Below are 13,010 nucleotides of genomic sequence, written 5' to 3'. Positions count from 1 at the left end.
CGACCGTATGCTCTGCAATCGTCAGGTTTTCAGTACCTCCAGTGTCCCGGCACACAACGGAAGGTATCTCCATCAATGGCGACATGGCACACAGACGGGAAGGAGAGGTGTGTTGCCACAAGAGACTCCCGGTTGGCAGCGAGTTCCCGCAAGAGTTGAATCCGCACGCGAGCAGCTTCTTCGGGATAATGATCGAAGCCATTGAACCAGTCAGGATGCTGGAAGCCGACCGGGAATACCGCATCGCCAGCAAACGTTAAGCGTTCACCATGTGATGCCAGACGGACGACGCTATGACCAGGCGTATGACCACCAATACGCATCATGAGAACGCCAGGGGCTACCTCACTCTGGTTCTCGAAAGTTTTCAACTGGCCCCTGTATTCCTGTAAGAACCGTGTTGCCGTTTTCCTGAGTGCTTCCGGGAAACCTGTAGGCATGGATACCTGGGAAAAATCGGGCGATTCCCAGAAGTTAACTTCAGCTTCTGCCACATGAATACGCAGGTCAGGACGCAAACGCTCTTTTACTCCTTCGATAAGCAGCCCCCCTATATGGTCCATATGCAGATGGGTAATCGCCACGTCAGTGATGGAGCCGAGATTAATACCGGCTGATTCCAGCCGCTGGACTGTCCGTCCGGCTCGTGGCAGGTCAGGAAAGGCGGCACCCATACCTGCATCGATGAGGATGGTTCTGTCAGCGCTTTTTACCACGACGACATTAAGAGCCCAGTCGAGTTCGTCGTAGGGTAAAAACATCTCTTTAAACCAGGCTGATCTCACGAAGGGATCGGCATTATGGCCCAGCATTGGGCCTGGTAAGGACAGAACACCATCACTGATTACAAGAACTTCAATATCGCCGATCTTTAGCGGGTAACGCGATGGGACTAATTCTGGTTCAGATGGAGAGACGGACAGGCGATCATCTGCAGGCATTGACTCAGCCGCATTTTTAGATAATTGCATAATACCTCCTGACAACAGATGTAAACTCCCGGCTATCGTGGTGATAACGCGGACGGATTTATGGCAATTGAGTTAACGTTTTAAACTTCACCTATACTCTTGAGACTAATTACACTGGCGTTGCGAGCATTATGATGAATAATCATGAGGTTATACTTAAAGATACCGTCAAGGAGATGACCCGAGTATTAAAAAACCAGCCAGAATTAAGCATTACCAGCAGCAATCCCTTATCTGTAAACTGTTATCGATGGCCACACGGGCCGTTGCACGAAACTATTGCGCCCATGGATCAACACGTTATCATCGCGCACTTCGGCAATATGCAAACCGTTGAGCGAAGAACCGGACATCAGGTAAGTTAGAGATACCATCAGAGAAGGCACCATTACGACTATTCCCCGTGGCAGTTCGTCACGCTGGGATATGTCTGGCACCGTTGATGTAATTCATTTTTATATTCCCAATCAAACGTTCAACGATCTGTTATTACAGGTTGATGCCCCGCTAACGGAGCTCCTGTTCCGTACTGCTTATTTTGATGATACAACCGCAAAAATAATTTCAGCTATTCATGATACCCTTTCAGATAACAATCGAATCACTCATCTCCTTTGCGAACATTTAATGCTGGCGCTGGTACTTCAACTGATACAGAACCATTCCCCTGTTAAGGCACATGTCCAACAGGCCAACTATTTTCTGTCCCCACGTGTTCTTAAAAATTCGCTTGAAATCCTGGATAGCAGCCCGATAGGGGAGGTGACTATTCAGGCTCTGGCGGCAGAGCAGGGCATGTCATCCGCACATTTTTGTCGGGCGTTTAAAAACAGTACCGGTCTTACGCCTTATGGCTGGCTCAAACAGCGCGTAATGGAACGTGCTTTTTTACAATTACAATCCACCAACAAGCAGGTTTCTGAAATTGCACTGGAAAGCGGCTACAATTCGCAAAATGCATTTACCAGTGCATTCAGAAAAATGACGGGATTAACTCCCAGTCAGTGGCGTAAAAAGAGCCATGCTGCAAAATGAGGTTTAGAAAAATAACCTCGATGTAGTGCAGCGAGGACGTTGTAATTTACGGCACAATAATATAATCGGGATTCGCGACAGAGAACATTTTCTCCCGATCGGGCTCAGGGGGATAAATCCACAGGGTATTAATTTCCTGCTTAATTTTTTTAGCTTCCTCGCCCTGATACATCACCTGATGATCCCAGCCTTCGGTATAAACGGCTCCCCATTTGCCAAGATCGAGGCAGGTAACGTATTTAGGCTGGCTGTAGGGGTGCAATGGCAACGCCAGCAGTTCAGCCGCCGCGTTGTGTCCAGCCACGCGCCCCAGGCTCATGGCATGTTGACAGGACATTACATTGTAATTGCCATCATTATCAGTAGGCACCTTCACCGTGTCTCCGGTAACAAAGATACCGTTGGCTTCGGGGGCGCGTAAAAAGGAATCGCTGATTACGCGTCCCTGCGAATCGTGTTCACCGGGGATAAAGCGGGTTAATGGATTGGCACGCATTCCGGCGGTCCAGATGACCGTTTTACTGGGAATAAACTCACCGTCCGATAGCGTGACGCCATTCGCCTCGATGGATGAAACCCTTACGCCTGTGCGTACCGCAATTCCGCTGCTGACCAGTGCCTGATTGATAATCTCACAGGCTTCCTCTCCCATTGCCTGCCCAATTTTGGGCGCATTATCAACGATGATGACCTGTGGCTGGCTTTCCACGCCAAACAGTGTGTTCAAACGTTCCGGCATCTCTGTTACGGTTTCCAGACCAGTTAATCCTCCTCCTGCAACCACGACGGTATTCCGTGCCTGCGAATCAGGTTCTGCTGCCAGCGACTGTAAATGCGCATCAAGTTCGCGGGCTTTTTCCAGCGAGTTGACATCGAAACTATATTCCTTCAACCCTTTCAATTCTGGATGGAAGACCTGACTTCCCGCAGCCAGCACAAAACTATCAAAATTAACCCGGGTTTCTTCATCTGGCTTTTGGACGGTAATCGTTTTATTTTGTGTATCAATATCAATAACCCGGCCACGAATATATTTCACATTCGCCGCCTCAAGCACCTCAAGAATCGAGGGGTCCATCTTTTCAAGAACGGCCTCATAAAGCCGTGGGCGTATGGTTAATTTTGGTTCAGGCGAAACAAGAAATATATCGACCTGATTGTCAGCGTTGTTTAAATGTATAAGTCTGGCCGCAGAGATGGCCGCCCACATACCTGCAAAACCTGCACCGGCAATAATAATACGTTTTTTCATATAAATACCTTTAATAAACACTGGATAGTGATGGGCCCTTCATGGCAACAAATATAGAGATATTCAGCAAAAAGAACTTCATCAAAATTGATGTCTTTTAATCAAATTTGATATTATTTTTTATCCAGGTTAAATCTGCCCCATCCCGCCATCCACACTGAGGTCAATACCCGATATAAAACGGCTTTCATCTGAGGCCAGGAAAAGCGCAGCGGCGGCAACTTCTTCTGGTTTGCCAAATCGCCCGGCAGGAATATGGCTCGCTACGTTCGTATCAAACAATTCACGGTTTGCCTCAGAAATGCCCATTTTGCTGATGATTGGCGTGGCGATGGGGCCAGGGCTTATGCAGTTAACACGGATACTTCGGTTTTTAAGATCCGTTGTCCAGCTTCGAGCGAAAGAACGTAACGCAGCTTTTGTCGCAGCATAGATATTGTGTCCGTCAAGGCCCTTGTAGTGAGCAATGGATGAGGTCAATATAATCGACCCGCCTTGTGGCATCAGCGGTAGAGCCCTTTGTACGGTAAAAAATGTACCTTTCACATTAATATTAAACTGGCGATCAAAGTCACTTTCGGTGGAATCCTGAAAATCAGAAAGTAAAATAATCCCTGCATTGGCAAAAACAATATCCAGTTTACCGAAGCGTTTTTCAATGGTTGAAAAAACGGCCTCTTGATTATTTAAATCACTAATATCTGATTGTATTGCAATAGCATTCTTATCCCCCAGTTCACGCATGGCCTGATTCAGCGTATTTTCATCTCTTCCGGTGATGATGACTTTGGCACCTTCATCGATAAAAATTTTTGCTGTTGCCAGCCCAATGCCGCTGCTGCCTCCGGTAATTAAGGCAACCTTATTTTCTAAACGTTTCATATTTCATCTCTTTCTGATAAAAATATTCATTATTCGTAAGAATGTATCCGTGCAGCGAGTGCGTTTCGACGTTCATTGAGTAACTCAATCAGCGTATCCAGTGCTTGTAGCTTATTCCGGTGCTGTTCCAGGCACATAATAAAACGGTCATCATCCATATCGCTGATCTGCGAGAACTTTTCCAGCTCAGCTATCTGCCTGGTACTGAATCCACATTTAATTAATGAGATTACCCACTTCACTTTTTCTGCTTCCTTCGGATCATAATCACGATATCCATTATCTAGTCGCCGTGAACGGATGAGCCCTTTCGATTCATAATGACGCAGAACTCTGTTGCTTACTCCGGTGAGTTTTGCCAGATCGGATGGTCGCATACTCTTCTCCTCGCTGTAGTCGTAATCTACAAGATTGACACTAGTGTCAATGTAAAGCGAAGGGGGATGATAAATATGTAATGAAATATTTCAGCGAACGAATGCAGAGGAAAGTTGTAAGGTGCCGGCGGCCTCTATCCAATGTATATCGATACTGGTGCGCTGGTGTTTACATATTGGTCATAAGGATGAAGGGGGAAAGCGCAGGGAAGATGATGTCCAAAGGGTAGCGATTATAAAAAAACCAGCCATAAGAGGCTGGTTTTCAATGTGATTTTGGTCGGCACGAGAGGATTTGAACCTCCGACCCCCGACACCCCATGACGGTGCGCTACCAGGCTGCGCTACGTGCCGACGCATAAAAAGAATACTACTCGATTCCGTTTTGAATGCAAGGGAATCTGTCGCTAACTGGTTTATAATTAATCAGTTAGCGATAAAACGCTTCTCATCCGTCAGGACCTGCAGCAGCAGGCTCAGCTGTGGTTTCTGGTCTTTCAACCGCTCACCCTGCAGATTATAGGTCTGATAGTTCCCGTTGCTGTTCAGCACCAGCGTCAGCTTCGGCGTGGTCACCACCAGCGTGTTACCGCCCGCTGCCGTTACCCAGTTGTGGCGGCGCGTGGCGCTGAAGAGATCCTGCCCCTGCGAATACTCGTTTGCTGGCGTGCTGACATGCAGCAGGCGTTGCATCAGGGTCGTCATCACGTCTTTATGCTCGGTAAGCATGTTAACGCGCTGCGCTGGGGTGCCCGGCCAGTGGATCACCAGCGGAACGTGCAGGTTCGGACGTGACCAGCTCATGCTCTTCGTCTCGTCGCCTAGCGGCACGCCATGGCCCGCGGTCACAATCACGACGGTGTTATCAAGCTTGCCTGATTCGCGTAGTGCATCAAGCACGCGGCCAATCTGCGCGTCGACATCACCGGCCGCGCGGCTGTAGCGGCGCGTAAAGCCAGCCTGGTTGCTGTCGCTGAGCGTTGTGCCGTTAAAGGCCACCCACGAGAACCAGCGGTTATCTTCCTGCGCGTAGCGCTGCAGCCAGTTAATCCACTGGTTTGCGGTCTGGGTATCAGACTGGCTCTGCGCGGCAGGCAGTGAGAAATCAGAGAGCAGCGCCTGGCGGTACAGTGAACTGTTGAAACCGTCCGATGAGAACAGCCCTAACTGGTAGCCCTGCTGATTAAGCCCGGTGATCAGCGCCGCAGGAATACGGGCTGACAGTACGCCATCCATGTAACCGGCAGAAATTCCATAGAACAGGCCAAAGATACCTGCATCCGTTGAGTTACCGGAACTCATATGCTGGGTAAACGACACGTTCTTGCTGGCGAAATCAGCCAGCGCAGGCATCTGCTTCTCATAACGAGAATAGTTGAGGCCATCAACGGTGATTAGCAGGACGTTTTGTCCGCGACCCATATCGCGATAGCGCAGATCGCTCAGCGGATACTGAACGCTGACCGCTTCCGGATTCCCCTGTTCCACCAGACGGCGCTGAAACTCCTGCGCATCAAGCAGACCGTGTTTCTCCAGGAAACGACGGGCCGTCATCGGGTAAGAGAGCGGCAGGTTCGCGCGCTGCATGGTGATTGGGCGATAGAAGTTCGCATCCGCCCAGATATACATGATGTGCGAACTGATAAAAGAGACAAAAAAGAGCGCGGCGACGGGCTTCGCGTAATGGCGGCGCCGGGTCAGGCTGCGGAGCTTTTGCCAGCTCCAGGTGGCAAACAGCATCTCAATCAACAGGATCACCGGGACGCTGATGAACATGAGCTGCCAGTCGCGGGCCGTTTCGTTCTGGTCCGGGTTAATCACCAGTTCCCAGACGATGGGATTAAGGTGCAGGTGGAAGCGGGTGAACACTTCACTGTCGATAAGCAGCAGCGTCATCCCTGTCGTCGCAAGAATAGCGGAAAGGAACCGCATCAGACGCTGCGACATGACGATAAACGTCAGAGGGAAAAGGATCAGCAAATAGGTGGCGAATACCAAAAAGCTAAAGTGACCCACAACGCTCATCCAGGAGTAGATACGCCCGGTTAGCGTTGTTGGCCAGTCTGCGACAAACAGATAACGACAGCCAATCACCGTCGCTAACAGAATGTTAAACAGGGCAAACCAGTGTCCCCAGCTGACCATCTGGGAGACTTTTTCACGGTAGCGCTGACGATTCGTCACCATAAACTGTTGTTCGTTTCCCTTAATGGGCCTGGTCGTTGCTGACGGATGACTGTAAGGCCTGGGCGAAAGATTTTGCGATCGCCTGACGCTGAGCCGGAGCAACGCTGGTATTGATAAGGTTGGTGACCATATTTCCCAAAACCATCAGGGAGAGATCGGTCGGCGTTTTATGTTTTTCCAGTACGTTGACCAGCTCACTGAGCAGTTGTTCAACGTGTTCATCACTGTAGCGGGAATGTTGTGGCATAAATCAAAATCAGTTTGTTGATGAAAGGGCAACATATTACCGTAGCAACAGCTTTTTTTCCCCTTTTTTATCTGTTGTTGCACACATGTCCTGGTGGTGGTTGAATACCGCCCGGTCTAAAAGGAGAGTTTATCATGAGTCTGGAAATCAACCAGATTGCCTTGCACCAGCTTATCAAGCGTGATGAGCAAACCCTTGAAGTGGTGCTACGCGATTCGTTACTGGAACCCACGGCAACCGTTGTGGAAATGATGGCAGAGCTGCATCGCGTCTACAGCGCCAAAAACAAAGCCTATGGTCTGTTCAGCGAAGAGAGTGAGCTGGCCGATAGCCTGCGCCTGCAGCGTCAGGGCGAAGAGGATTTCCTGGCGTTTAGCCGCGCGGCAACCGGGCGTCTGCGCGACGAGCTGGCGAAATATCCGTTCGCCGACGGCGGTATCGTCCTGTTCTGCCACTATCGCTACCTGGCGGTCGAGTACCTGCTGGTTACCGTGCTGAATAACTTAAGCAGCATGCGCGTGAACGAGCAGCTGGACATCAGCTCAACGCACTATCTGGATATCAACCATGCGGATATCGTGGCACGTATTGATTTAACCGAGTGGGAAACCAACCCGGAGTCGACCCGCTACCTGACTTTCCTGAAGGGGCGCGTGGGCCGTAAAGTGGCGGATTTCTTTATGGACTTCCTCGGTGCCAGCGAAGGCCTGAACGCCAAAGCGCAGAACAAAGGGCTGCTGCAGGCCGTTGATGACTTCACGGCGGAAGCGCAGCTCGATAAATCCGAGCGTCAGACCGTGCGTCAGCAGGTTTACAGCTACTGTAACGAGCAGCTGCAGGCGGGTGAAGAGATTGAGCTGGAGTCGCTGTCAAAAGAGCTGGCGGGCGTCAGCGAGGTCAGCTTCCAGGAATTCACCGCGGAGAAGGGCTATGAGCTTGAGGAGAGCTTCCCGGCGGATCGCAGTACGCTGCGCCAGCTCACTAAGTTTGCCGGTAGCGGCGGTGGGTTAACCATCAACTTCGACGCCATGCTGCTGGGGGAACGCATCTTCTGGGATCCGGCTACCGATACGCTAACCATCAAAGGCACGCCGCCGAACCTGCGCGATCAGCTTCAGCGTCGCACGTCTGGCGGTAAATAGCAGCCATAAAAAAACCCCGCCGAAGCGGGGTTTTTCTCGACAGGTTTGCGATTACGCGCGAACGAAGTCGATGTGAGTCAGTTTTGGCTTGAACGCGTGACGCTGAACAGCCTGAACCTTCACTTTTTCTTCTTTACCGCCAACAACGATGGTCAGAACTTCGCTGTAGAATTCAGCTTTGGTCTGCAGGTTCCACACTTTGTCGTGATCCAGTTCGATAGAAACTGGAGCAGCTTCGCCACCGTAAACGATAGCCGGGAACTTGTTAGCGTTACGCAGGCGGCGGCTCGCACCCTTACCCTGCACGTTACGTACTTCTGCTTCGATAGTGAACATTGATTTCTCTCTGTATTTAAAACCCTACTACAGGCGACCCAGCAGCAGGTGAGTGTTCTGCCTCACGGATGTGAAGCGGGCGGCATTTTATACTCAAATGCCCCTCACATCAATGAAAAGTCCGCTAACCGCGCAATTCATTTGCCCGGCGGAAGCGTCCTTCATAGTCAAAGACCTTCTCGCGAACCTGCCAGAACTGGCCTTTTTTGCGGGCGACAACAAAATCCGGATGGCGCAGGAGCGCCTGCTGATGCACGATATCCGCGACGGTTATCCAGCGCAGTGGTACGCCCGGCGTGCGGGTATGCGGGCGGATAAACAGCTGTTCAAAAGCCGTGCGCTGGGCAGGCGTCTGGATCCGGAACCGTTCGCTGACGTCAGCGCCATCTTCGTCGTAATAGGTAATTTTCAGCCACTCGCCTTTTTCATCCGCACCGGGCTGCAGCGTCATGCCGGAACAGCGCAGCACCAGCGCATCCTTCAGCTTCAGCGCCGCTTTCAGCATGTCGTCCGGGTCGACCAGCACCGTGTCGCACTCACGACAACGGCGGGCGGCAATGTCGTTTTCGGCGTTGCACTGCGGACAGTTTTTGAAGCGGAAGCGGAAATCGCACTGCTCGCGATGCCCCTCATCATCTTCAAACCAGCCCTGGCAGCGGCGGCCAAAGTGTTCAATCAGCGTGCCGTCGGCGGTGGTTTTTCCCCAGAAGGTGTTGGCAAACCCGCAGGCCGGGCAGAAAACCTGCACCGGCACGTTGTCACTTTTGCCTTTTGGCGCGCCCACTTCCGGGGAGTAGAGATCGTGCGGGTTACCGGCGTAATCCAGTATCAGGCAGTCGGTTTTGCCCGGCGCCAGGCGCAGCCCACGTCCGACAATCTGCTGATACAGGCTGACGGATTCCGTCGGGCGCAAAATCGCAATCAGGTCGACATGCGGGGCGTCAAAGCCGGTGGTTAAGACCGAGACGTTGACCAGATAGCGAAACTGCTGCGCTTTGAACTCTTCAATCAGGCTATCGCGTTCCGGGCCGGGCGTTTCGCCGGTGATCAGCGCCGCGTCGTCAGCGGGTAGCAATCCGGTGATTTCGCGCGCGTGTTCAACCGTGGCCGCAAAGATCATCACCCCTTTGCGCGTCTGCGCGAATTCCTCAATCTGGCTGATGATATGCGGGGTAATACGCTTTTGTTTTTTCAGCTCCTGATTAAGATCGGCCTCGCTGAATAATCCGTTGCTCTGCGCCTGTAAGCGGCTGAAGTCGTACTGCACGACCGGCATATCCAGCCGCTCCGGCGGGGTCAGGTAGCCGTGCTTAATCATGTAGCGCAGCGGAAGTTCATAGATACAGTCGCTGAACAGCGCCTTCTCATCGCCGCGCACCATGCCGTGATAATGAAAGCGGTAGATCCAGCCTTTACCCAGACGAAACGGGGTGGCCGTCAGGCCGAGCAGGCGTAAGTGAGGGTTCACCTCTTTCAGGTGAGTGAGGATTTGCTGATACTGGCTGTCATCGTCATCGCTGATGCGGTGGCACTCATCGACAATTAGCAGCGAAAACTCGCTGCGAAACAGGTCCAGATTACGCGCGACCGACTGCACGCTGCCGAAGACCACTTTGCCGTGGCTCTCTTTACGCTTTAGCCCGGCGGCGAAAATGTCAGCCTCGAGCCCAAGCGCGCAATATTTGGCATGGTTTTGCGCCACCAGCTCTTTAACGTGGGCCAGCACCAGCACGCGACCGCGCGCCAGGCGGGCCAGCTCGGCGATGACCAGGCTTTTGCCTGCACCGGTCGGCAGCACAATCGCCGCTGGTTCCCGGTGTTTACGGAACCAGGCGAGGGTGGCGTCGACGGCTTCCTGCTGATAGGGACGAAGTGTAAAAGTCATGGGGTCTCGGTTTCGTTATTCCGCGTATAGTATGCCACGAAACTTTTTCCCTTGAGTGGCGCAACCAGACCATTATACTGAACCGTTCCTGACTGCTTCTTTTTTCGGACACACGGTCCGACTTCCAGCACCATTAAGGCTAAAAAGATTTCATGCGACTTGATAAGTTTATCGCTCAGCAACTCGGCGTAAGCCGCGCTATTGCCGGGCGTGAAATTCGCGCCAACCGCGTTACCGTGGACGGCGAGATTGTGAGAGACAGCGCGTTCAAACTCCTGCCTGATCATCAGGTTGAGTACGACGGTAATCCGCTGACCCAGCAGCACGGTCCGCGCTACTTCATGCTTAATAAGCCGGAAGGCTATGTCTGCTCAACGGACGATCCGGATCACCCGACGGTACTCTATTTTCTCGACGAGCCGGTGGCGCACAAGCTGCACGCTGCGGGGCGCCTCGATATCGACACCACCGGGCTGGTGCTGATGACCGACGACGGACAGTGGTCTCATCGCATCACTTCCCCGCGTCACCACTGCGAGAAAACCTATCTGGTCACGCTGGAGTCACCGGTTGCGGATGACACGGCAGAGCAATTCGCCAAAGGCGTTCAGCTGCATAATGAGAAAGATCTAACCAAACCGGCGGTGCTTGAAGTGATCGCGCCGACGGAGGTCCGTCTGACCATCAGCGAAGGGCGTTACCACCAGGTCAAACGGATGTTTGCCGCCGTGGGGAACCACGTTGTGGGCCTGCACCGTGAACGCATCGGCGCAATCGCCCTCGATCCCGACCTGGCGCCCGGCGAATATCGCCCGCTGACGGAAGAAGAGATCGCCAGCGTCGGTCTGCCTTCCACTAGTTTCAGGAGAACCCAGTGACCACCAGGCCACACTCGTCGTTCAAAATCGTCTTTATTCTTGGCCTGCTGGCGATGTTGATGCCGCTGTCTATTGACATGTATCTGCCTGCGCTGCCGGTGATTTCCGCGCAGTTCGGCGTACCGGCAGGCAGCGCGCAGATGACGCTCAGCACCTATATTCTCGGTTTCGCCCTCGGACAGCTGCTGTATGGCCCAATGGCCGACAGCCTGGGGCGCAAACCGGTGATTCTGGGCGGGACGCTGGTCTTTGCGGCTGCAGCGGTCGCCTGTGCGCTGGCGCAGAGTATCGATCAGCTGATCGCCATGCGTTTCTTGCACGGGCTGGCCGCCGCTGCCGCGAGCGTGGTGATCAACGCGCTGATGCGTGATATCTACCCGAAAGAAGAGTTCTCCCGCATGATGTCGTTCGTCATGCTGGTGACGACAATTGCGCCGCTGGTGGCACCGATGGCCGGTGGTGCGGTGCTGGTGTGGTTTAGCTGGCACGCGATTTTCTGGATCCTGGCGCTGGCAGCGCTGCTGGCCTCGGCAATGATTTTCTTCTTTATTGATGAAACCCTGCCCGTCGAGCGCCGCCAGAAATTTCATATTCGAACCACGATAGGCAACTTCGCCTCGCTGTTTCGCCACAAGCGGGTGTTGAGCTACATGCTGGCGAGCGGGTTCAGCTTCGCCGGAATGTTCTCTTTCCTGAGCGCCGGGCCGTTTGTCTATATCGAACTGAACCACGTTTCGCCGCAGCACTTTGGCTATTACTTTGCGCTCAATATTGTCTTCCTGTTTGTGCTGACCATCATTAACAGCCGCTTTGTCCGGCGGGTGGGGGCGCTGAACATGTTCCGCGCCGGGCTGTGGATCCAGTTTGTGATGGCGGTCTGGCTGGTGGTGAGCGCGTTTCTGGACGTGGGTTTCTGGGCGCTGGTGATCGGCGTGGCGGCTTTTGTCGGCTGCGTGTCGATGATCTCATCCAATGCGATGGCGGTGATCCTCGATGAGTTCCCGCACATGGCGGGGACCGCTTCGTCACTGGCGGGAACCTTCCGCTTCGGGATTGGTGCCATCGTCGGGGCGTTGCTCTCTATGGCGACCTTCAGCACGGCCTGGCCTATGCTGTGGGCGATGGCTTTTTGCGCAACCAGCTCTGTACTCTTCTGTCTTTACGCCAGTCGACCGCGAAAAGCGGCCCACTAAAACGCAGAGAAGGCCCGGCAGGGCCTTTTTTGTTGACGCATATCAACCAAACCCCGTTCGTTTACCCCGTGTTTGTTTATTTTATGTAAAATCTATTTATGTAAAAAGTCACATCATTGTATTCAAAAAGGTTGAGTTAGATCGCAGAAACGGGTACATATAGCGCCGACGCGAGCCTGAATACCGATAAAAAAGCGCTGAATAGTGCAGGCTGGCGATGATGTGTTACTATAAATGTAAATAAATTGTGAAGTAAATTTTGCTTCCGGGGAACGAACGTGAATACATTACAACTCTCCATTGTCCATCGCTTGCCCCAGAGCTATCGCTGGTCGGCGGGTTTTGCAGGTTCGAAAGTTGAACCGATTCCGCAAAGCGTCGCGGGTTGCGAGAATTGCCTGGTGGCGCTTAAGCTATTGAGCCCGAGCGACGAAAATGCGTGGCGGGTGATGGAGCGTCTCAGCCAGGCCCTGACGGATATCGAAGTGGACAGCTCCGTACTGGAGTGTGAAGGGGAGCCGTGCCTGTTTGTCAAAAGCCAGGACGAGTTTGCCGCAACCTGCCGCCTGAAAAACTTCGGCGTTGCGATTGCTGAGCCTTTCTCCGGCCAGTACCCGTTTTAAGC

13 protein-coding genes and 1 tRNA gene are annotated in these 13,010 nt (G+C 52.7%); 5 read left to right on the top strand and 9 right to left on the bottom strand.

From position 1 onward, the window contains the following. Window positions 1-29: 29 nt before the first annotated feature. Window positions 30-971: an MBL fold metallo-hydrolase gene (locus tag MX657_RS15580; protein WP_346806124.1), complete on the bottom strand. Its 942-nt coding sequence runs from the start codon at window positions 969-971 to the stop codon at window positions 30-32. 426 nt (window positions 972-1,397) lie between these two features. Here MX657_RS15580 and MX657_RS15575 point away from each other — a divergent pair, with 426 nt between their 5' ends. After that, window positions 1,398-2,006 carry a helix-turn-helix domain-containing protein gene (locus tag MX657_RS15575; protein WP_346806123.1) on the top strand — a complete coding sequence of 203 codons (609 nt, stop codon included), beginning with the start codon at window positions 1,398-1,400 and terminating at the stop codon, window positions 2,004-2,006. Between the two features lie 46 nt (window positions 2,007-2,052). On the opposite strand, the gene MX657_RS15570 is transcribed toward MX657_RS15575, so the two are convergent. The 6 genes from MX657_RS15570 to MX657_RS15545 all read right to left on the bottom strand — a co-directional run bounded on the left by MX657_RS15570 (window position 2,053) and on the right by MX657_RS15545 (window position 6,951). Beyond that, window positions 2,053-3,258, bottom strand: coding sequence for an NAD(P)/FAD-dependent oxidoreductase (locus tag MX657_RS15570; RefSeq protein WP_252002014.1), 1,206 nt, complete (start codon window positions 3,256-3,258; stop codon window positions 2,053-2,055). 129 nt (window positions 3,259-3,387) lie between these two features. After that, the gene (locus MX657_RS15565) at window positions 3,388-4,140 is read right to left on the bottom strand and encodes a glucose 1-dehydrogenase (RefSeq protein WP_346806122.1); all 753 of its coding nucleotides are present in this window, start codon (window positions 4,138-4,140) and stop codon (window positions 3,388-3,390) included. A gap of 29 nt (window positions 4,141-4,169) precedes the next feature. After that, the gene (locus tag MX657_RS15560; RefSeq protein ID WP_119915468.1) at window positions 4,170-4,517 is read right to left on the bottom strand and encodes a MerR family transcriptional regulator; all 348 of its coding nucleotides are present in this window, start codon (window positions 4,515-4,517) and stop codon (window positions 4,170-4,172) included. Window positions 4,518-4,794: 277 nt separating this feature from the next. Further along, window positions 4,795-4,871, bottom strand: a tRNA-Pro gene (locus tag MX657_RS15555). A gap of 72 nt (window positions 4,872-4,943) precedes the next feature. After that, window positions 4,944-6,704: an LPS biosynthesis-modulating metalloenzyme YejM gene (yejM, locus tag MX657_RS15550; protein ID WP_119915469.1), complete on the bottom strand. Its 1,761-nt coding sequence runs from the start codon at window positions 6,702-6,704 to the stop codon at window positions 4,944-4,946. Window positions 6,705-6,723: 19 nt separating this feature from the next. Further along, on the bottom strand, window positions 6,724-6,951 hold the full coding sequence (locus MX657_RS15545) for a YejL family protein (RefSeq protein WP_014884596.1): 228 nt from the start codon (window positions 6,949-6,951) through the stop codon (window positions 6,724-6,726). A 134-nt stretch (window positions 6,952-7,085) separates the two neighbouring features. Here MX657_RS15545 and yejK point away from each other — a divergent pair, with 134 nt between their 5' ends. Beyond that, a complete protein-coding gene (gene yejK, locus MX657_RS15540; RefSeq protein ID WP_008500957.1) occupies window positions 7,086-8,093 on the top strand; it encodes a nucleoid-associated protein YejK in 1,008 nt (335 codons plus the stop codon). Window positions 8,094-8,144: 51 nt separating this feature from the next. On the opposite strand, the gene rplY is transcribed toward yejK, so the two are convergent. Continuing rightward, window positions 8,145-8,429, bottom strand: coding sequence for a 50S ribosomal protein L25 (rplY, locus tag MX657_RS15535; protein WP_080328590.1), 285 nt, complete (start codon window positions 8,427-8,429; stop codon window positions 8,145-8,147). Window positions 8,430-8,553: 124 nt separating this feature from the next. Then, window positions 8,554-10,314, bottom strand: a complete 1,761-nt coding sequence (locus MX657_RS15530) for a DEAD/DEAH box helicase (protein WP_119915470.1) — start codon at window positions 10,312-10,314, stop codon at window positions 8,554-8,556. Between the two features lie 152 nt (window positions 10,315-10,466). Here MX657_RS15530 and rsuA point away from each other — a divergent pair, with 152 nt between their 5' ends. The 3 genes from rsuA (at window position 10,467) to MX657_RS15515 (ending at window position 13,008) form a co-directional block, all read left to right on the top strand. Continuing rightward, window positions 10,467-11,192 (top strand): 16S rRNA pseudouridine(516) synthase RsuA, encoded by a 726-nt coding sequence (gene rsuA, locus MX657_RS15525; RefSeq protein WP_346806121.1) that lies wholly within the window; start codon window positions 10,467-10,469, stop codon window positions 11,190-11,192. Further along, the gene (locus tag MX657_RS15520; RefSeq protein WP_080328593.1) at window positions 11,189-12,385 is read left to right on the top strand and encodes a Bcr/CflA family multidrug efflux MFS transporter; all 1,197 of its coding nucleotides are present in this window, start codon (window positions 11,189-11,191) and stop codon (window positions 12,383-12,385) included. The genes rsuA and MX657_RS15520 overlap by 4 nt, the downstream gene beginning before the upstream one ends. A 278-nt stretch (window positions 12,386-12,663) precedes the next feature. Beyond that, entirely contained in the window at window positions 12,664-13,008 is a 345-nt protein-coding gene (locus MX657_RS15515) for a YejG family protein (RefSeq protein WP_028013883.1), read from the top strand. Window positions 13,009-13,010 lie beyond the last annotated feature (2 nt).

The sequence above is a fragment of the Enterobacter chuandaensis genome (assembly GCF_039718975.1).
GTDB lineage: Bacteria > Pseudomonadota > Gammaproteobacteria > Enterobacterales > Enterobacteriaceae > Enterobacter > Enterobacter chuandaensis.
This window is presented reverse-complemented; position numbering and strand designations above follow the sequence as displayed.